This window comes from Pseudomonas sp. DR208 (assembly GCF_019823005.1).
GTDB lineage: Bacteria > Pseudomonadota > Gammaproteobacteria > Pseudomonadales > Pseudomonadaceae > Aquipseudomonas > Aquipseudomonas extremorientalis.
The window spans coordinates 4,801,552-4,821,072 of record NZ_CP081944.1; the positions used below are offsets into that span (position 1 = coordinate 4,801,552).

Below are 19,521 nucleotides of genomic sequence, written 5' to 3' on the forward strand. Positions count from 1 at the left end.
CTCTGAATGGAGGAGTTTCATGTAAGCCCCGTAGGACAGATCGCTATAATGCCGCCCAGTTTTTCCCAAGGATTTCCCATGATCGCATTGCCCTGGCTGTACCTGGCGCTTCTTTCCATTGGCTATCTACTGGCCTTGATCTACGGGCAATTGGGCGTGCTGGCGGGCGTGTCCGTCGCCCTGCTGCTGATTGCCGGCTACGCCGTACGCCAGCAACGCACGCCGTGGGCGCGTTACCTGGGCCACGGGCTGTTTGTGGTGCTGGCCCTGAGCCTGGCGATGCACTGGTTGCCGGGTTTCTACAACGGGCGCGGCATTGCCTCGCAGCGTTTCACCGAGGATGCCGTGCCCTTCTCGATGTACCTGAACCAGGACAAACCGCTGATTGGCTTCTGGCTGTTGCTGGCCTGCCCGTGGATTGTGGCGCGGCGCTCGTTGCGTTTGTCGATCTGCGTGGCCGCCCTGGCGTTGACCCTCACCGCCATCGCCGCCCTCGGCGGAGCGGCCTTGCTGGGCATGATCAGTTGGGCGCCGAAGTGGCCGGAACAGGCCTGGCTGTGGGTACTCAATAACCTGCTGCTGGTGACTCTGGTGGAAGAAGCCCTGTTCCGCGGTTATGTGCAGGGCGGTTTGAGCCGTCGCTTCAAACACCTGCCCTATGGCGAAAACCTCGCCCTGCTGCTGGCCTCGCTGTTGTTCGGCCTGGTGCACATCGGCGCAGGCTGGCATTGGGTATTGCTGGCAAGCATCGCCGGGGTGGGTTACGGCCTGGCCTATCGGTTTGGCGGCCTGGGCGCAGCGGTGGCCACGCACTTTGGCTTGAATCTGCTTCACTTCGGGTTGTTTACCTACCCGATGCTGGCCGGTTGATCTCCTGCTGGGGAACGTGCATCCCGTCGATTGTTGCAAAAATAAGTTAAATAAACCGCCGTTCTTGCCGATACCCCCTGAAAGCCTTGCGGATTGAACAATCATGCGTAATAACCAACCCGTTACCCAGCGCGAACGTACCTTCCCCGCTCAGCAACGGTTGATCTCCACCACAGATGCCAAAGGCGTGATCACCTACTGCAACGACGCCTTCGTCGAAATCAGTGGGTTTTCTCGCGACGAACTGGTGCGTGCCCCGCACAACCTGGTGCGTCACCCGGACGTTCCGGCGGCGGTGTTCGCGCACATGTGGTCAACGCTCAAACAAGGCTTGCCATGGATGGGCATTGTCAAGAATCGCTGCAAGACCGGTGACCACTACTGGGTTAACGCCTATGTGACGCCGGTTTTCGAAGGCAACCAGGTGGTCGGCTACGAATCGGTGCGCATCAAGCCCACCGCCGAGCAGATCCGCCGGGCCGAAGCGCTCTACCAACGCATCAACCAGGGCAAGTCGGCGATCCCTCAGCGGGACAAGTGGTTGCCGGTGTTGCAGGACTGGCTGCCGTTTATCCTGGTGAGCCAGTTGAGCTTCATGATCGGCGCTTCGCTCAACTCCCACTGGGGCTTTGCCCTGGCGGCGGGGTTGTCGGTGCCGCTGGGCCTGCTCGGCCTGAGCTGGCAGCAGCGCGGCCTCAAGCGTTTGCTGCGCCTGGCCGAGCAGACCACCTCCGACCCGCTGATCGCGCAGATGTACACCGACAGCCGTGGCGCCCAGGCGCGCCTGGAAATGTCGATCCTCAGCCAGGAGGCACGTCTGAAGACCTGCCTTACGCGTTTGCAGGACACTGCCGAGCACCTCAACGACCAGGCCGCGCAGTCCAACACCCTGGCGCACAACAGCTCCAGCGGCCTGGAACGCCAGCGCGTCGAGACCGAGCAGGTGGCCACGGCGGTCAACCAGATGGCGGCGACTACCCAGGAAGTCGCCAGCCATGTACAGCGCACGGCCGATGCGACCCAAGAGGCCAACCGCCTCACCGGCCGTGGCCGTGATATCGCCGGGGAAACCCGCGAGGCGATCCAGCGTCTGTCCGTGGCTGTGGGTGAGACCGGTGTGACTGTGACCCAGTTGGCCAAGGACAGCGATGAAATCGGTGGTGTGGTCGACGTGATCAAGGGCATTGCCGACCAGACCAACCTGCTGGCGCTCAACGCCGCCATCGAAGCGGCGCGTGCCGGGGAGATGGGCCGTGGTTTTGCGGTGGTGGCTGATGAAGTCCGCCAACTGGCCCAGCGTACCGCCGAGTCAACCGGGCAGATCCATGCATTGATCGCCAAGCTGCAGCAGACTGCCGCCGCCGCCGTGCAAACCATGGACGCCGGGCATCGCCAGGCCGAAGAAGGTGTAGCGCGGGTGATGGAAGCGGACCAGGCGTTGGTGGGCATCAGTGAAGCGGTGGCGCATATCACCGATATGACTACCCAGATCGCGGCTGCCACCGAAGAGCAAAGCTCGGTGGCCGAAGAGATCAGCCGTAACATCAGCACCATTGCGTTGTTGGCGGACCAGACCTCGGAGCAGGCGCTGAACTCGGCGCAGTTGAGTGAAGAGCTGACGCATACCGCCAATACTCAGTACTCGCTGGTGGAGCGGTTTAACCGGTAGGTCGCTATCGGGGGCAAGCCCCCTCCACATTTGACTGTGTTCACAATTTGGAATGTGAGAACACGGTCAAGTGTGGGGGGACTTGTCGAAGCGTCGCACCGCCCCGATGAGGCCCTATAGGCCAGCCAAAAACCCAGCCACCCCCACTGCCGCGGCTTCCAGATGCTGCTCATGACTGAATCCCGACGCCTTCAACGGCTTCAAGTCATGATCCCCCGCCACCAGCCACATCACCTCGATGCTCGGCGACAGCTCATACCCTTCCACCGCCGCCCGATTGCCCAGTGCATCGCGCTCGCCCTGCACAATCAAGGTTGGCGTCTTCAGCCCGGCCAGATGTTCGACCCGTGGCTTTTCCGGCTTGCCCACCGCATAGAACGGATACCCCAGGCACACCAACCCACCAACACCCAATTCATCGGCCAATAAACTGGCCATGCGCCCGCCCATGGACTTGCCGCCAATGGCCAGTTTTCCAGCGACATGACGTCGCACCTCGGCATACACCTCACGCCAGGATTCGAGTAGCTTCGGGGCCGGGTTGGGCGGGCGTCTACCGCCGTCAACCCGGCGCTGGGCCATGTAGGGAAATTCGAAGCGCAACACGTTGACGCCCTGCCCGGCAAGGCGTGCAGCCATATCGTTCATGAAGGATGAGTCCATCGGTGCACCGGCGCCGTGGGCCAGGATCAGCGTCACGGGTGCAGCCCCACCCGCCCCCGCCGCGACATCCCACAACCACCCATGTTCCCGCACACACTGCGCCCATTGATCCCCGTCAATACTGGCCTTGTGCTCTTTGCCCATGCTTGCCTCGCTTTTTAGTCTGCCTATAACTCCAGCCCAAGTGCCGCATCTGCTTGGGTTGAACCGTGGATGGGGAACCATGAACACTACTTTAAGTACCGCCTATAACTACAAGGTGGTCCGCCAATTCGCCATTATGACGGTGGTGTGGGGCATCGTCGGCATGGGGCTCGGGGTTTTTCTCGCGGCCCAATTGGTGTGGCCTGCACTCAACTTCGACTTGCCCTGGACCAGCTTCGGCCGCCTGCGCCCGCTGCACACCAACGCGGTGATCTTCGCCTTCGGTGGCTGCGCGCTGTTCGCCAGCTCCTTCTACTCGGTGCAGCGTACCTGCCAGACGCAGCTGTTCGCGCCTAAAATCGCCGCGTTCTGCTTCTGGGGCTGGCAGTTGGTCATCCTGCTGGCAGCGATCTCCCTGCCGCTGGGCTACACCAGCTCCAAGGAATACGCCGAGCTGGAATGGCCGATCGACATCCTGATCACCATTGTCTGGGTGGCCTATGCCATCGTGTTCTTTGGCACCGTGGCCAAGCGCAACACCAAGCACATCTACGTCGGCAACTGGTTCTTCGGTGCGTTCATCATCACCGTGGCCATCCTGCATATCGTCAACAACCTGGAAATCCCGGTCAGCCTGACCAAGTCCTACTCCCTCTATGGCGGTGCGACGGATGCCATGGTGCAGTGGTGGTATGGGCATAACGCGGTAGGCTTTTTCCTCACCGCCGGTTTCCTCGGCATGATGTATTACTTCGTGCCCAAGCAGGCCGAGCGTCCGGTGTATTCCTATCGCTTGTCCATCGTGCACTTCTGGGCGCTGATCACCCTGTACATCTGGGCCGGCCCGCACCACTTGCACTACACCGCGCTGCCGGACTGGGCACAGTCCCTGGGCATGGTGATGTCCCTGGTGCTGCTGGCACCGAGCTGGGGCGGCATGATCAACGGCATGATGACCCTGTCGGGCGCCTGGCATAAGTTGCGCAGCGACCCGATCCTGCGCTTCCTCGTGGTGTCCCTGGCGTTCTACGGCATGTCGACGTTCGAAGGCCCGATGATGGCAATCAAGACCGTCAACGCCCTCTCCCACTACACCGACTGGACCATCGGCCACGTACACGCCGGCGCCCTCGGCTGGGTGGCGATGATCTCCATCGGCGCGTTGTACCACATGATCCCGAAAGTCTTCGGCCGCGAGCAGATGTACAGCCTTGGCCTGATCAACGCGCACTTCTGGCTGGCCACCATCGGCACCGTGCTCTATATCGCTTCGATGTGGGTCAACGGTATCGCCCAGGGCCTGATGTGGCGGGCGGTCAACGAAGACGGCACTTTGACCTACTCCTTCGTCGAAACCCTGGTGGCCAGCCACCCTGGCTTCATCGTGCGGCTGGTGGGCGGTGCGATCTTCCTCAGCGGCATGTTCCTGATGGCTTACAACACCTGGCGCACCGTGCGTTCGGCGCAGCCTGTCGAAGCCGCCACCACTGCGCAGTTGGCCTGAGGAGTCTGTGATGAAACACGAAACGATTGAAAAGAACGTCGGCCTGCTGATGCTGCTCATGGTGCTTGCCGTGAGCATCGGTGGCCTGACCCAGATCGTCCCGCTGTTCTTCCAGGACGTGACCAACAAGCCGGTGGAGGGCATGAAACCCTACACCGCGCTGCAACTGGAAGGCCGCGACATCTACATCCGCGAAGGCTGCGTACAGTGCCACTCGCAGATGATCCGCCCCTTCCGTGCCGAAACCGAACGCTACGGCCATTACTCGGTCGCCGGTGAAAGTGTGTGGGACCACCCGTTCCTGTGGGGCTCCAAGCGCACCGGTCCGGACCTGGCGCGCGTCGGCGCACGCTACTCGGACGACTGGCACCGCGCGCACCTGTATAACCCGCGCAACGTGGTGCCCGAGTCGAAAATGCCGGCCTATCCATGGCTGGTCACCGCCGCCGTCGACAGCAGCCACACCGAGACCAAGTTGAAAGTGATGCGCACCCTCGGCGTGCCGTACACCGACGACGACATCAGTGGCGCCGTGGCCAGCCTCAAGGGCAAGACCGAGATGGACGCGCTGGTCTCGTACCTGCAAGTGCTCGGCACCGCCATCAAGAGCAAGAGGTGAGCCATGGGATTTGAATTCGATGCAGGCACCATCCGCGGCCTCGGCACGCTGGTGGTTGCCATCGCCTTTATCGGCCTGTCGCTGTGGGTGTTCAACAACCGGCGCAATGCGGAATTCGAGCAGGCGCGCCTGCTGCCCTTCGCCGATGAACCCTCTCCATCCGACGCTCAAGAAGAGCCTGCAATAAGGAGCACCCGGCCATGACCCTATTCTGGAGTACATGGATCTGCGTACTGACCCTCGGCAGCCTGATCGGCTTGACCTGGCTGCTGGTCGGCACCCGCAAGGGCGAGACCAAGGGCAGCGTCGACCAGACCATGGGCCACGCCTTCGACGGTATCGAGGAATACGACAACCCGCTGCCCCAGTGGTGGTTCATGCTGTTCGCCGGCACCCTGGTGTTCGCGGTCGGCTACCTGATCCTCTACCCGGGCCTGGGCAACTGGAAAGGCGTGTTGCCGGGCTATGAAGACGGCTGGACCCAGGCCAAGGAATGGGACAAGGAAATGGCCAAGGCCGACGCCAAGTTCGGGCCGATCTTCGCCAAATTCTCGGCCATGCCCGTGGAAGAAGTGGCCAAAGACCCGCAAGCGCTGAAAATGGGCGGTCGCCTGTTCGCCTCCAACTGCGCGGTGTGCCACGGCTCGGACGCCAAGGGCGCGTTTGGCTTCCCGAACCTGGCGGACAACATCTGGCGCTGGGGCGGTTCGGCCGAGGCGATCAAGACCACCATCCTCAACGGTCGCCACGCGGCGATGCCGGCCTGGGGTGACATGCTCGGCGACGAGGGTGTGAAAAACGTTGCGGCCTTTGTTCGCCACGACCTGGCCAAGTTGCCCCTGCCCGCCGACAGCAGCGCCGATGTGGCTGCCGGCCAGTCAGCCTTCAACACCACCTGTGTCGCCTGCCACGGTCCGGAAGGCCACGGCATGGAAGCCATGGGCGCGCCCGACCTGACCAAACCGGCCGGCTACATCTACGGCACCAGCCTCGCGCAGTTGCAGCAGACCATCCGCCACGGCCGCCAGGGCCAGATGCCGGCGCAGGAAGTGCTGCAAGGCAATGACAAGGTGCATCTGCTGGCCGCCTACGTTTACAGCCTGTCCCACAACGCTGATGGCGCAACGCCAGAAAGCCAGGCGCAATAACCTCTGATCGCCGCCCCATTTTGGGGCGGCAACCCTGGCGCTGTACGCGACCAAGTGTCACACCCCTCCAAAGCACAACTTTCCCCTCCTCACTTTCGGGTCTACGCTTGTTCCCACAGCGGACCGATCCTGGCGTACGCAACGACATTCGTTGCGACCCTCGAATTTTCCTGTCCACTCGATCAGCTTTCGATTTCCGATTTTGTCCTTACACCAAACATGGAAAGGGCGCAGAATCTGGCGTGGAACGCATTGATACAGGTCAGTCATTGCGTTGCAATGACCCCTCGCTTTCTACATACTTGCGGCCGATTTTACCTATAAAAAAACCTAAACCGTGGAACCTTAGAATGAGCACAGCAATCAGTCCGACTGCTTATAACTATAAGGTAGTCCGCCAGTTCGCCATCATGACGGTGGTCTGGGGGATCCTTGGCATGGGGCTCGGGGTGTTCATCGCCTCGCAACTGGTCTGGCCGGAATTGAATTTCGGTTTGCCATGGACGACCTTTGGCCGCCTGCGCCCGCTGCACACCAACCTGGTGATCTTCGCCTTCGGCGGATGTGCATTGTTTGCCACCTCCTACTATGTCGTGCAGCGAACCTGCCAGACGCGACTGATCTCCGACAGCCTTGCGGCCTTCACCTTCTGGGGTTGGCAAGCAGTCATCGTTGGCGCCATCGTCACCCTGCCACTGGGCTACACCACCACCAAGGAATACGCCGAGCTGGAATGGCCCATCGCCATTTTGCTCGCCATCGTGTGGGTGACCTACGCCGTGGTGTTCTTCGGCACCATCGTCAAGCGCAAGACCAAGCACATCTACGTGGGCAACTGGTTCTACGGCGCGTTCATCCTGGTGACGGCGATGCTGCACATCGTCAACCACGCCTCGTTGCCGGTGAGCCTGTTCAAGTCCTACTCGGCCTACGCCGGGGCCACGGACGCGATGATCCAGTGGTGGTACGGCCACAACGCCGTGGGTTTCTTCCTGACCACCGGTTTCCTGGGGATGATGTACTATTTCGTGCCGAAACAGGCCGAACGTCCCATTTACTCGTACCGCCTGTCCATCGTGCATTTCTGGGCGCTGATCACCCTGTACATCTGGGCCGGCCCGCACCACTTGCACTACACCGCGTTGCCGGACTGGGCACAGTCCCTGGGCATGGCGATGTCGATCATCCTGCTGGCCCCGAGCTGGGGCGGCATGATCAACGGCATGATGACCCTGTCCGGCGCCTGGCATAAATTGCGCACCGACCCGATCCTGCGCTTCCTGGTGGTGTCGCTGGCGTTCTACGGCATGTCGACCTTCGAAGGGCCGATGATGGCGATCAAGACCGTCAACTCGCTGTCCCACTACACCGACTGGACCATCGGCCACGTACACGCCGGCGCCCTCGGTTGGGTGGCGATGATCTCCATCGGCGCGCTGTACCACATGATCCCCAAACTGTTCGGCCGTCCGCAGATGCACAGCGTTGGCCTGATCAACGCGCACTTCTGGCTGGCCACCATCGGCACCGTGCTCTACATCGCCTCGATGTGGGTCAACGGCATCACCCAGGGCCTGATGTGGCGAGCCATCAACGATGACGGCACCCTCACCTACTCCTTCGTCGAAGCGCTGCAAGCCAGCCATCCGGGTTACATCGTGCGCGCCCTGGGCGGTGCATTCTTTGCCTCCGGCATGTTCCTGATGGCCTACAACGTCTGGCGCACCGTGCGTGCCGCCGACCCGGCAGAAGCCGAAGCCGCCGCCAAGATCGCCGTTGTGGGAGCTCACTGATGAAGCATGAAGTAGTCGAGAAGAATATCGGCCTGCTGGCCTTCTTCATGGTCATCGCCGTGAGTATCGGCGGCCTGACCCAGATCGTTCCGCTGTTTTTCCAGGACGTGACCAACAAGCCGGTGGAAGGCATGAAGCCGCGCACCGCCCTTGAACTGGAAGGCCGCGACGTCTACATCGCCAACGGCTGTGTCGGCTGCCACTCGCAGATGATCCGCCCGTTCCGTGCCGAAACCGAACGCTACGGCCACTACTCGGTCGCCGGTGAAAGCGTGTGGGACCACCCGTTCCTGTGGGGTTCCAAGCGTACCGGCCCGGACCTGGCCCGTGTCGGCGGGCGTTACTCCGATGACTGGCAGCGTGCGCACCTGTACAACCCGCGCAATGTGGTGCCTGAGTCGAAAATGCCGGCGTACCCGTTCCTCGTGGAAAACAAGCTCGACGGCAAGGACACCGCGAAGAAGATGGAGGTCTTGCGCACCCTGGGCGTGCCCTACACCGACGAAGACATCGCCGGTGCAGCGGCCGCCGTGAAGGGCAAGACCGAAATGGACGCACTGGTGGCCTACCTGCAGGGCCTGGGCACCATCATCAAAAGCAAACGGTGATCTATGGATATCGGGATGATTCGTGGCCTGGGCACCGTTGTGGTGATGGTGGCCTTTATCGGCCTGGCGTTGTGGGTGTTCAGCCCCAAGCGCAAGTCGGAGTTTGAAGACGCGACCTTGCTGCCCTTTGCGGATGATCCCGAAGCCATCAAGCACGTCGAGCAAGCTTCTAGGAGTAACAAAGAATGACTACGTTCTGGAGTCTGTACGTCACAGTCCTCAGTCTGGGTACCATCTTCGCCCTGACCTGGCTGCTGCTGTCGACCCGCAAGGGCCAGCGCGCCGAGCAAACCGACGAGACCGTCGGCCACTCGTTCGACGGCATCGAGGAATACGACAACCCGCTGCCCAAGTGGTGGTTCATGCTGTTCGTCGGCACCATCGTCTTCGCCCTCGGCTACCTGGCGCTGTACCCCGGCCTGGGCAACTGGAAAGGCCTGCTGCCGGGCTACAACTACCTCGACACCGACAAGCAAACCCCCTTCGCCAATGGCCAGACTGGCTGGACCGGCGTGCACGAATGGGAAAAGGAAATGGCCAGGTCGGACGCCAAGTTCGGGCCGATCTTCGCCAAATTCGCGTCGATGCCGATTGAAGAAGTGGCCAAGGATCCGCAAGCCTTGAAGATGGGGGGGCGCCTGTTCGCCTCCAACTGCTCGGTGTGCCACGGTTCCGATGCCAAGGGCGCCTATGGCTTCCCCAACCTGACCGACGCCGACTGGCGCTGGGGCGGCGAACCGGCCACCATCAAGGAAACCATCATGAAGGGCCGTCATGCGGTGATGCCGGCCTGGTTGGATATCCTCAAGGAGCAAGGCGTCAGCGATGTGGCTGCGTTCGTGCTCACCAACCTCGACGGGCGAAAACTGCCCGAAGGCGTAAAAGCCGATGTGGCCAACGGCGAGAAACTCTTCGCCGCCAACTGCGTGGCCTGCCACGGCCCGGCCGGTAAAGGCACTCCTGCCATGGGCGCGCCCGACCTGACCCACCCGGGCGCCTTCATCTACGGCTCGAGCTTCGCCCAACTGCAACAGACCATCCGTTGGGGCCGCCAGGGCCAGATGCCGGCGCAGGAACAGCTGCAAGGCAATGACAAGGTGCACTTGCTGGCGGCGTATGTGTACAGCTTGTCCCATGGAGATAAGAAGGCTGAAGAGCAATAAAAGCCGCTGCAATACCAATGTGGGAGGGGGCTTGCCCCCGATAGCGGTGGATCAGTGACAGATGCACTGATTGACACACTGCAATCGGGGGCAAGCCCCCCCTACATTGGATCCGCGGTGTTTCATAGAACCGGGCCAGCCAAAACCGGCCATACTTGCCAGATCAATTGATCCAGATCACTTAGGTCGCCCCCTTTCAGCACCACCGGGGGCGTATCATTACACCACTGCAACACCCCTAATTTGACCCCGGCTGGCACGTACTGGCCAAGGCAAATCTCCACCGCCGTGGGATGCAATGATGAGTAACCAGATACCGGTACATGACGTTACCCCGCCTGCCAAAACCGTCGACCTCTACGCCTCGCGAGAGAAAATCTACACGCGCGCCTTCACCGGCCTGTTCCGCAACTTGCGCATGCTCGGCGGGGCCGGTCTGTTCCTGCTGTACTTCGGCACGGTGTGGCTGAACTGGGGTGGCCACCAGGCCGTGTGGTGGAACCTGCCCGAGCGCAAGTTCTTCATTTTCGGGGCAACTTTCTGGCCCCAGGACTTCATCCTGCTCTCGGGCATTCTCATCGTTGCCGCGTTTGGCCTGTTCTTCATCACGGTGTACGCCGGTCGCGTGTGGTGCGGCTACACCTGCCCGCAGAGCGTGTGGACGTGGATCTTCATGTGGTGTGAGAAGGTCACCGAAGGCGACCGCAACCAGCGCATCAAGCTCGACAAGGCACCGATGGGCGCCAACAAATTCCTGCGCAAATTCAGCAAGCACACCTTGTGGCTGTTGATCGGCTTTGTCACCGGCATGACCTTTGTCGGCTACTTCTCGCCGATCCGCGAACTGGTGTTCGACTTTTTCACCGGCCAGGCCGATGGCTGGTCGTATTTCTGGGTGGGTTTCTTCACCCTTGCCACCTACGGCAACGCCGGCTGGCTGCGCGAACAGGTGTGCATCTACATGTGCCCGTACGCGCGCTTCCAGAGCGTGATGTTCGACAAGGACACCCTGATCGTTTCCTACGACCCACGCCGCGGCGAACTGCGTGGCCCGCGTAAAAAAGGTACCGACTACAAGGCACAGGGCCTGGGCGATTGCATCGATTGCACGATGTGCGTGCAGGTGTGCCCCACCGGTATCGACATCCGCGACGGCCTGCAGATCGAGTGCATCGGCTGCGCCGCCTGTATCGATGCCTGCGACAACATCATGGACAAGATGGAGTACCCGCGCGGCCTGATCAGCTACACCACCGAGCACAACCTGTCCGGGCAGAAAACCCACAAGCTGCGCCCGCGCCTGATCGGCTACGCCCTGGTGTTGCTGGCGATGATCAGCCTGCTGGTGGCGGCATTCTTCATGCGCTCGCTGGTGGGTTTCGACGTGAGCAAGGACCGCGTGCTGTACCGCGAGAACGCCGAAGGCCGCATCGAAAACGTCTACAGCCTGAAGATCATGAACAAGGACCAACGCGACCACACCTACGTGCTCGGTGCCGCCGGCCTGCCCGACCTCAAGCTGCAAGGCCGCCGGGAGATCAAGGTGGCGGCCGGCGATATCGTCAGCATGCCGGTGGAGCTGTCGAGTGCGCCGGAACAATTGCCGTCGAGCACCAACGAGGTGAAATTCATCCTCACCGATGCCGATGACGCCAGCGTCCATATTGAAGCCAAGAGCCGATTCATCGGCCCTCAAGTCCGCTAACAGGGAACCGAACAATGTCCGTAGCAACCGCCGCAAGCCCTTGGTACAAGCACCTCTGGCCGTGGATCATCATCGGCATCCTGGCCTGTTCGGTGACCTTGACCCTGTCCATGGTGACCATCGCGGTGAACAACCCGGACAACCTGGTCAACGACAACTACTACGAGGCCGGCAAAGGCATCAACCGCTCCCTGGACCGCGAGCTGCTGGCCCAGACCTTGCAACTGCGCGCCAAGGTGCACTTGGATGAGCTGACCGGTGAAGTCGAGGTCAACCTCACCGGCTACAGCAACCCGAAAACCCTGGAATTGAACCTGATTTCCCCGACCCAGCCGGAGAAAGACCGCAAGATCAACCTGGCCCGCAGCGACAGCGAGCCCGGCCGCTACATCGGCCAGGTCACCGACAAGGTCGAAGGCCGGCGGTTCGTCGAGTTGCTCGGCGTGGAAGGCGACCGGACCTGGCGCATGTTCGAGGAAGAACAAGTCAGCCACGACAAGGACTTGCTGCTGGGTGATGAACCGTTGCAGGGTGCCGAAGACCTGAAAAAGTAAAAAGCCTGCGCTTCGCGCATCGGGGGCAAGCCCCCTCCCACACTGGATTGGGTTTACACATATCTATTGGTGAAATCAGTCAAATGTGGGAGGGGGCTTGCCCCCGATGAGGCCCTACCAGCCACCATAGATTCCCAAGCCATGACCACCCCCTGCTACCACTGCGCCCTCCCCGTCCCCTCCGGTAGCCGTTTCACCACGGTCATCCTCGGTGAGCGCCGCGAACTCTGCTGCCCCGGCTGCCAGGCCGTGGCCGAAGCCATCGTGGCCGGCGGCCTGGAAAGTTATTACCAGCACCGCAGCGAAGCCTCGGCCAACCCTGAGGCGTTGCCGGTGCAACTGCTGGACGAATTGGCGCTGTATGACCGCGCCGACGTGCAGAAACCCTTCGTGCGCCACGAGGGCGAGCTGGCCGAAACCACCCTGCTGATGGAGGGCATCAGCTGCGCCGCCTGCGGCTGGCTGATCGAGAAACACCTGCGCAGCCTGCCCGCCGTGGCCGAGGCGCGGTTGAACCTGTCCAACCATCGCCTGCACGTTCGTTGGACCGATGGGCAACTGCCATTGAGCCAACTGCTCAGTGAACTGCGCCATATCGGCTACGCCGCTCACCCCTATCAGGCCGATCGCGCTGCCGAGCAGCTGGCCGGCGAAAATCGCCTGGCCCTGCGCCAATTGGGCGTGGCCGGCTTGCTGTGGTTCCAGGCAATGATGGCAACCATGGCTACCTGGCCGGAATTCAACATCGACCTGAGCCCCGAGCTGCATGTGATCCTGCGCTGGGTGGCGATGTTTCTTACAACACCCATCGTGTTCTACAGCTGCGCACCGTTTTTCAAGGGCGCCTTGCGCGACTTGCGCACGCGCCACCTGACCATGGATGTCTCGGTGTCCCTGGCCATCGGCGGGGCTTACCTGGCGGGCATCTGGACGGCAATCACCGGCGTGGGCGAGTTGTACTTCGATGCGGTGGGCATGTTTGCGTTGTTCCTGCTGGCCGGCCGTTACCTGGAGCGCCGCGCCAGGGAGCGCACGGCCGCCGCGACGGCGCAATTGGTGAACCTGCTGCCCGCCTCGTGCCTGCGACTCAAGGCCGACGGCCAGAGCGAGCGCATCCTGCTCCCCGAACTGACCCTGGGCGACCGCGTGCTGGTGCACCCCGGCGCCGTGCTGCCGGCGGACGGCGTGATCCTCGACGGGCAATCGAGCATCGATGAATCCCTGCTCACCGGTGAGTACCTGCCGCAACCGCGCCAAAGCGGCGATGCGGTCACGGCGGGCACGCTGAATGTCGAGGGGGCATTGACCGTCGAAGTACGTGCCCTGGGCCATGACACGCGCCTGTCCGCCATCGTGCGCCTGCTGGAGCGCGCCCAGGCCGATAAACCACGCCTCGCGCAGATCGCCGACCGCGCCGCACAGTGGTTCCTGTTGTGCTCGCTGATCGCCGCCGCGCTGATCGGATTGCTGTGGTGGGAGCTGGATGCGTCGCGGGCGTTCTGGATTGTGCTGGCGATGCTGGTAGCAACCTGCCCCTGTGCGCTGTCCCTGGCCACTCCCACCGCCCTCACCGCCGCCACCGGCACCTTGCACAAACTCGGGCTGCTGTTGACGCGCGGCCATGTGCTGGAAGGGCTCAACCAGATCGACACGGTGATCTTCGACAAGACCGGCACCCTCACCGAAGGGCGCCTGGCGTTGAGAGCCATACGCCCGCTGGGCACCTTGAGTACCGACCTGTGCCTGAGCCTCGCCGCTGCCCTGGAAAACCGCTCCGAACACCCGATTGCCCGCGCCTTTGGGCGTGCACCAGTGGCCGCCGATGAGGTCGTCAGTTCGCCAGGACTGGGCCTTGAAGGTCGCGTCGGCGAGCGCGTATTGCGCATTGGCCAGCCGGGTTTTGTCTGCGAACTCAGTGGTTGCCCGATCCCGGCAGCGCCGGAGGTTTGCGGCCAATGGCTGCTGCTCGGCGACCGCGACGGCGCCCTGGCCTGGTTCGTGCTCGACGACCGCCTGCGCAGTGATGCGCCTGCATTGCTGGCCGCGTGCAAGGCGCGGGGTTGGCGCACGCTATTGCTGTCCGGTGACAGTTCGCCGATGGTCGCCAGCGTCGCCGCCGAGCTGGGTATCGACGAGGCCCACGGCGGCCTGCGCCCGGATGACAAGCTGCAAGTCCTTCAGCAACTGCACAAGCAAGGCCGCAAAGTGCTGATGCTTGGCGACGGTGTCAACGATGTGCCGGTACTCGCCGCCGCGGACATCAGCGTGGCGATGGGCACGGCCACCGACCTGGCCAAGACCAGCGCCGATGCGGTGTTGCTGTCCAACCGCCTGGACGCCCTGGTGCAAGCCTTTACTCTGGCGCGGCGCACCCGCCGGGTAATCATTGAAAACCTGCTGTGGGCCGGGTTGTACAATGGCCTTATGCTGCCGTTTGCCGCCCTGGGCTGGATCACTCCTATCTGGGCGGCGATCGGCATGTCCCTCAGTTCGTTGACCGTGGTGCTCAATGCCCTGCGCCTGACTCGCCTGCCGAGCGCGCCGGCCGCCCGAGCCCCCTCAGTAACCCGCCCGCTGCCAGTGTGAGCCGCGTGGGCATGGAGTGCAGATGCCAGCTTTATACGTAATGATCCCGGCGGCGCTGCTGTTAGTGGGCGTGGCCATCTACATCTTCTTCTGGGCGGTGGACAGCGGCCAGTACGACGACCTCGACGGCCCGGCCCATAGCGTGCTGTTCGACGACCAGGACCCGAACCACCTGGCCGGCGTCGAAGAGGCCAACCACCCCGAACAACCACCAAAAGACCCGCCTCATGCTTGAGCTGGCGCCGCTGCTGGTCTCTGCACTGATCCTCGGCCTGCTCGGTGGAGGCCATTGTCTGGGCATGTGCGGCGGGTTGATGGGCGCGCTGACCCTGGCGATCCCCAAGGAGCAACGCGGTCGCCGGTTTCAACTGCTGCTGGCCTACAACCTGGGACGCATCCTCAGCTATGCCGCGGCCGGCGTGTTGATCGGCCTCGCCGGCTGGGCGGTGGCGAACAGCCCCGCGGCGATGTTCATGCGCGTGCTCGCCGGCCTGCTTTTGATCAGCATGGGCCTGTACCTGGCGGGCTGGTGGAGCGGTCTCACCCGTATCGAAAGCCTCGGACGCGGCCTATGGCGCTATATACAGCCGGTCGCCAACCGTTTGCTGCCCGTGTCCAACGTACCGCGTGCATTGCTGCTGGGCGCGTTGTGGGGATGGTTGCCGTGCGGATTGGTCTACAGCACGTTGCTGTGGGCGGCGAGCCAGGGCAATGCGCTGGACAGCGGGTTGCTGATGCTGGCATTCGGCTTGGGGACTTGGCCGGTGCTGTTGGCCACTGGACTGGCGGCGGAACGGGTGACGGCACTGTTGCGCAAGCGCAGCGTGAGGATGGCCGGTGGCTTGCTGGTAATTCTATTCGGCATTTGGACGTTGCCCGGTCCGCATCAGCACTGGCTAATGGGCCATTGAAAGGCCATGTGGCATAGCGCCGCTCCCTGTTGATGCAAATCAAGGTGGCCTCCCCGGCCAGCCCCTAGACTCGGCCCACTAGCCTATCCGGGGGAACGCCCGCATGCTCGACGCCATTCGTTGGGATACCGATCTGATTCACCGCTACGACCTGGCGGGACCGCGCTACACGTCCTACCCCACCGCCGTACAATTCGACAGCCAGGTCGGCACCTTCGACCTGCTCCACGCCCTGCGCGACAGCCGCAAGGCGGTGCGGCCGCTGTCGTTGTATGTGCATGTGCCGTTCTGCGCGAACATCTGCTACTACTGCGCCTGCAACAAGGTCATCACCAAGGACCGTGGCCGCGCCCAGGCCTACCTGCAACGCCTGGAGCAGGAAATCCAGCTGGTGGCGTGCCACCTCGACCCCAGACAGCCGGTGGAACAGCTGCACTTCGGCGGCGGCACCCCGACCTTTCTCAGCCACGACGAATTGCGCCAGGTGATGAGCTGCCTGCGCCAGCACTTCAATTTGCTGGATGACGATTCGGGCGACTACGGCATCGAGATCGACCCACGCGAAGCGGATTGGGCCACCATGGGCCTGCTGCGCGAACTGGGTTTCAACCGCGTGAGTATCGGCCTGCAAGACCTCGACCCCGAGGTACAACGGGCAGTCAACCGCCTGCAAAGCCTGGAAGAAACCCGCGCGGTGATCGATGCCGCACGCACCCTGCAATTTCGCTCGATCAATGTCGACCTGATCTACGGCCTGCCCAAGCAAACGCCGATCAATTTTGCGCGCACCGTGGAGGAGGTGATCAGGCTGCAACCCGACCGCTTGTCGGTGTTCAACTACGCTCACCTGCCCGAACGTTTCATGCCCCAGCGGCGCATCAACACCGATGAACTGCCGTCCCCGGCGTCAAAGCTGCTGATGCTGCAAACCACCATCGAGCAACTGACCCAGGCCGGCTACCGTTACATCGGCATGGACCACTTCGCCCTGCCCGACGACGAGTTGGCCATCGCCCAGGAAGAAGGCACCCTGCAGCGCAATTTCCAGGGCTATACCACCCACGGTCATTGCGACTTGATCGGGCTCGGGGTGTCAGCGATCAGCCAGATCGGCGACCTGTACTGCCAGAACAGCAGTGACCTCAACGCCTACCAGAACACCCTGGCCGGCGCGCAACTGGCCACCAGCCGGGGTCTGGTCTGCACCACGGACGATCGCTTGCGCCGGGAGGTGATTCAGCAGTTGATCTGCAATTTCAGCCTGGCCTTCGACGAGATCGAGCAGGCGTTCACTATTGATTTTCGCGGGTATTTCGACGACATCTGGCCGCAACTGACGGCGATGGCCGAGGATGGCCTGATCGAACTCGACGCCCAGGGCATTCGGGTACTGCCCGCCGGACGCCTGCTGGTGCGTTCGGTGTGCATGGTGTTCGATGCCTACCTGGAGCACCAGAACAGGCAGCGGTTTTCGCGGGTGATCTGAAACACCCTACGCCATAGCCAGGGAGCCGGCCTTCAACGCGTCTTCCCCGCTGAGGCCTTTCATGGCCTTGGCCAGGGAGGTTTGTGCAGTCATCAGGCTCGCTTGCAACTGGGCAAGCGCCCCTTGCAGATTGCTGACCTTGATCCGTGCCTCGTCGGGGCTGAGGCTCTTGTCCGCCATCACGGCTTGCAGTTCGGCCTGCTTCTCGGCGATCTGCTCCTTGAGCTTGCGAATCATCTTGAGAACCTGCTGGACGTTATCCGGCAGACCGCTGTCTTCGATGTCGTTGCTGGGTTTCTTGGCCTCCGTCAGGGCTTTCAAGGCAGCTCCGGAAAAGGTCACCTTCACCCCCTCCTCGTCCTTTTTTTCCCGCAGCGGCGCCTCAGTAGCGTCCTTGAGCGCTTTGTCAGCCTTGGTGAGCTTGGCTTCTGCCACCAAGTCTTTCGGCTCCGCAAAGGACTGCACCTGAGTGCGTGCAGCGTTCGTTGCACCGATGGAAATCATGATATCGAGCCTCCAAGCTCAAGGGTTCGTGACTTTGTATCGGCGGCGACACAAAACTCTTTATACCGTTGCTGGTTTTTTGTACACGCTGGCCTCACCAGCCCACAGTGCGTTACCCTTACGTCTTATGTGTGTTTTCCCACAAGGATTTAAGAAATGTCCGAGCCAGTTAAACTGCGCGCTCACAGCCAGGCTCATTGCAAGGATTGCAGCCTGGCGCCCCTCTGCTTGCCACTTTCGTTGAATCTGGAAGACATGGATGCGCTGGACGAGATCGTTAAACGCGGTCGCCCGCTGAAAAAAGGCGAGTTCCTGTTTCGCCAGGGCGATAAGTTCGATTCCGTTTATGCAGTACGCTCGGGTGCGTTGAAGACATTCAGCCTGAGCGACAGCGGCGAAGAACAGCTCACCGGTTTCCACCTGCCCAGCGAACTGGTGGGCTTGTCGGGCATGGACACCGAGATCCACCCGGTGTCGGCCCAGGCGCTGGAGACAACCTCGGTGTGCGAAATCCCCTTCGAGCGCCTTGACGAGCTGGCCCTGCAATTGCCGCAACTGCGCCGCCAGTTGATGCGCGTAATGAGCCGCGAGATTCGTGACGACCAGCAAATGATGCTGCTGTTGTCGAAGAAAACCGCCGACGAGCGCATCGCGACTTTCCTGGTCAACCTGTCGGCGCGGTTCCGTGCCCGGGGTTTCTCGGCCAACCAGTTCCGCCTGAGCATGTCACGCAACGAAATCGGCAACTACCTGGGCCTGGCGGTGGAAACCGTGTCCCGCGTATTTACCCGTTTCCAGCAGAACGAGCTGATCGCCGCCGAAGGCAAGGAAGTGCATATCCTCGACCCGATCCAGTTGTGCGCGCTGGCCGGTGGTTCGTTAGACGGTTGACGCAGACACTTGCGGCCGCGCCAACCGGCGAGGCCGCAGGTATACTTCGAGTCCGTTTCCAGCCCCAGGACTCTTCGACGATGACCTTCGATTCGTTCGACATCAAATCCCTGATCCGTCCCGTCATCGACTTCCCCAAGCCCGGGGTGATCTTTCGTGACATCACGCCGCTGTTCCAATCGCCCCGAGCCCTGCGCCTGGTGGCCGACACCTTTGCCCACCGCTACGTCGAGACCGATTTCACCCATATCGGCGCCATGGATGCGCGGGGTTTCCTGATCGGTTCGATCATCGCCTATCAACTGAACAAACCGCTGATCCTGTTCCGCAAGCAGGGCAAGCTGCCCGCTGACGTGCTGGCCGAGGGTTACCAGACCGAGTACGGCGAGGCCTTCCTCGAAGTGCACGCCGACAGCTTGTGCGAAGGGGATTCGGTGTTGATGTTCGATGACCTGATCGCCACCGGCGGCACCCTGATCGCGGCGGCGAACCTGGTACGCCGCATGGGCGCGAAGATCTTCGAGGCCGCGGCAATCATTGATTTGCCGGAGCTGGGGGGGTCGCAACGTTTGGAGGACATGGGGATTGCAACGTTCTGCCTGACGCAGTTTGCGCTGACTGAACAATAACGGTTGCCTGGGCTGACGCCATCGGGGGCAAGCCCCCCACATTTTGATCTGTGAACCGGTCAAGTGTGGGAGGG

At 62.1% G+C, this 19,521-nt stretch carries 20 protein-coding genes; 18 read left to right on the forward strand and 2 right to left on the reverse strand.

The features are described 5' to 3' along the window. Positions 1 to 78 precede the first annotated feature (78 nt). Together K5K89_RS21505 and K5K89_RS21510 are read left to right on the forward strand one after the other, a co-directional pair. Positions 79 to 870, forward strand: a complete 792-nt coding sequence (locus K5K89_RS21505) for a CPBP family intramembrane glutamic endopeptidase (RefSeq protein WP_071491363.1) — start codon at positions 79 to 81, stop codon at positions 868 to 870. Positions 871 to 973: 103 nt separating this feature from the next. Further along, positions 974 to 2,539 carry a methyl-accepting chemotaxis protein gene (locus K5K89_RS21510; RefSeq protein WP_058427327.1) on the forward strand — a complete coding sequence of 522 codons (1,566 nt, stop codon included), beginning with the start codon at positions 974 to 976 and terminating at the stop codon, positions 2,537 to 2,539. Positions 2,540 to 2,653: 114 nt separating this feature from the next. Here the strand turns inward: K5K89_RS21510 and K5K89_RS21515 are convergent, their stop codons facing one another. Beyond that, positions 2,654 to 3,346 carry an alpha/beta family hydrolase gene (locus K5K89_RS21515; RefSeq protein WP_222540229.1) on the reverse strand — a complete coding sequence of 231 codons (693 nt, stop codon included), beginning with the start codon at positions 3,344 to 3,346 and terminating at the stop codon, positions 2,654 to 2,656. 79 nt (positions 3,347 to 3,425) lie between these two features. On the opposite strand from K5K89_RS21515, the gene ccoN (K5K89_RS21520) reads away from it, so the two are divergent. The 14 genes from ccoN (K5K89_RS21520) (at position 3,426) to hemN (ending at position 17,423) form a co-directional block, all read left to right on the forward strand. Next, entirely contained in the window at positions 3,426 to 4,850 is a 1,425-nt protein-coding gene (ccoN, locus tag K5K89_RS21520) for a cytochrome-c oxidase, cbb3-type subunit I (protein WP_058427329.1), read from the forward strand. Between the two features lie 10 nt (positions 4,851 to 4,860). Then, positions 4,861 to 5,469, forward strand: a complete 609-nt coding sequence (gene ccoO / locus K5K89_RS21525; RefSeq protein WP_017735321.1) for a cytochrome-c oxidase, cbb3-type subunit II — start codon at positions 4,861 to 4,863, stop codon at positions 5,467 to 5,469. A 3-nt stretch (positions 5,470 to 5,472) separates the two neighbouring features. Further along, the gene (locus K5K89_RS21530) at positions 5,473 to 5,673 is read left to right on the forward strand and encodes a cbb3-type cytochrome oxidase subunit 3 (protein WP_010208563.1); all 201 of its coding nucleotides are present in this window, start codon (positions 5,473 to 5,475) and stop codon (positions 5,671 to 5,673) included. Next, positions 5,670 to 6,617 carry a cytochrome-c oxidase, cbb3-type subunit III gene (gene ccoP / locus K5K89_RS21535; protein WP_222540230.1) on the forward strand — a complete coding sequence of 316 codons (948 nt, stop codon included), beginning with the start codon at positions 5,670 to 5,672 and terminating at the stop codon, positions 6,615 to 6,617. The genes K5K89_RS21530 and ccoP (K5K89_RS21535) overlap by 4 nt, the downstream gene beginning before the upstream one ends. 350 nt (positions 6,618 to 6,967) lie before the next feature. Further along, entirely contained in the window at positions 6,968 to 8,410 is a 1,443-nt protein-coding gene (gene ccoN / locus K5K89_RS21540; RefSeq protein WP_071491365.1) for a cytochrome-c oxidase, cbb3-type subunit I, read from the forward strand. After that, a complete protein-coding gene (gene ccoO / locus K5K89_RS21545; RefSeq protein ID WP_003193167.1) occupies positions 8,410 to 9,018 on the forward strand; it encodes a cytochrome-c oxidase, cbb3-type subunit II in 609 nt (202 codons plus the stop codon). Before ccoN (K5K89_RS21540) ends, ccoO (K5K89_RS21545) begins: the two co-directional genes overlap by 1 nt. Positions 9,019 to 9,021: 3 nt before the next feature. Continuing rightward, entirely contained in the window at positions 9,022 to 9,207 is a 186-nt protein-coding gene (locus K5K89_RS21550; protein ID WP_003175465.1) for a CcoQ/FixQ family Cbb3-type cytochrome c oxidase assembly chaperone, read from the forward strand. Beyond that, a complete protein-coding gene (gene ccoP / locus K5K89_RS21555; protein WP_071491366.1) occupies positions 9,204 to 10,181 on the forward strand; it encodes a cytochrome-c oxidase, cbb3-type subunit III in 978 nt (325 codons plus the stop codon). Before K5K89_RS21550 ends, ccoP (K5K89_RS21555) begins: the two co-directional genes overlap by 4 nt. Before the next feature lie 301 nt (positions 10,182 to 10,482). Beyond that, a complete protein-coding gene (gene ccoG / locus K5K89_RS21560) occupies positions 10,483 to 11,886 on the forward strand; it encodes a cytochrome c oxidase accessory protein CcoG (protein WP_222540231.1) in 1,404 nt (467 codons plus the stop codon). A 14-nt stretch (positions 11,887 to 11,900) separates the two neighbouring features. Continuing rightward, positions 11,901 to 12,440, forward strand: coding sequence for a FixH family protein (locus tag K5K89_RS21565; protein ID WP_071491367.1), 540 nt, complete (start codon positions 11,901 to 11,903; stop codon positions 12,438 to 12,440). A gap of 141 nt (positions 12,441 to 12,581) precedes the next feature. Further along, positions 12,582 to 15,026, forward strand: a complete 2,445-nt coding sequence (locus K5K89_RS21570; protein WP_222540232.1) for a heavy metal translocating P-type ATPase — start codon at positions 12,582 to 12,584, stop codon at positions 15,024 to 15,026. A 22-nt stretch (positions 15,027 to 15,048) separates the two neighbouring features. Then, positions 15,049 to 15,261, forward strand: a complete 213-nt coding sequence (gene ccoS, locus K5K89_RS21575; RefSeq protein WP_010208549.1) for a cbb3-type cytochrome oxidase assembly protein CcoS — start codon at positions 15,049 to 15,051, stop codon at positions 15,259 to 15,261. Then, positions 15,254 to 15,937, forward strand: a complete 684-nt coding sequence (locus K5K89_RS21580; RefSeq protein ID WP_071491369.1) for a sulfite exporter TauE/SafE family protein — start codon at positions 15,254 to 15,256, stop codon at positions 15,935 to 15,937. The genes ccoS and K5K89_RS21580 overlap by 8 nt, the downstream gene beginning before the upstream one ends. A 103-nt stretch (positions 15,938 to 16,040) precedes the next feature. Next, entirely contained in the window at positions 16,041 to 17,423 is a 1,383-nt protein-coding gene (gene hemN, locus K5K89_RS21585) for an oxygen-independent coproporphyrinogen III oxidase (protein ID WP_071491370.1), read from the forward strand. Between the two features lie 6 nt (positions 17,424 to 17,429). Here hemN and K5K89_RS21590 read toward each other — a convergent pair whose 3' ends face one another. Beyond that, positions 17,430 to 17,927 (reverse strand): hypothetical protein, encoded by a 498-nt coding sequence (locus tag K5K89_RS21590; RefSeq protein WP_222540233.1) that lies wholly within the window; start codon positions 17,925 to 17,927, stop codon positions 17,430 to 17,432. Between the two features lie 156 nt (positions 17,928 to 18,083). On the opposite strand from K5K89_RS21590, the gene fnr reads away from it, so the two are divergent. Together fnr and K5K89_RS21600 are read left to right on the forward strand one after the other, a co-directional pair. Next, on the forward strand, positions 18,084 to 18,818 hold the full coding sequence (fnr, locus tag K5K89_RS21595; RefSeq protein WP_071491372.1) for a fumarate/nitrate reduction transcriptional regulator Fnr: 735 nt from the start codon (positions 18,084 to 18,086) through the stop codon (positions 18,816 to 18,818). 80 nt (positions 18,819 to 18,898) lie between these two features. Further along, complete coding sequence (locus K5K89_RS21600; protein ID WP_071491373.1) at positions 18,899 to 19,447, forward strand: adenine phosphoribosyltransferase; 549 nt, start codon at positions 18,899 to 18,901, stop codon at positions 19,445 to 19,447. Positions 19,448 to 19,521: the final 74 nt, after the last annotated feature.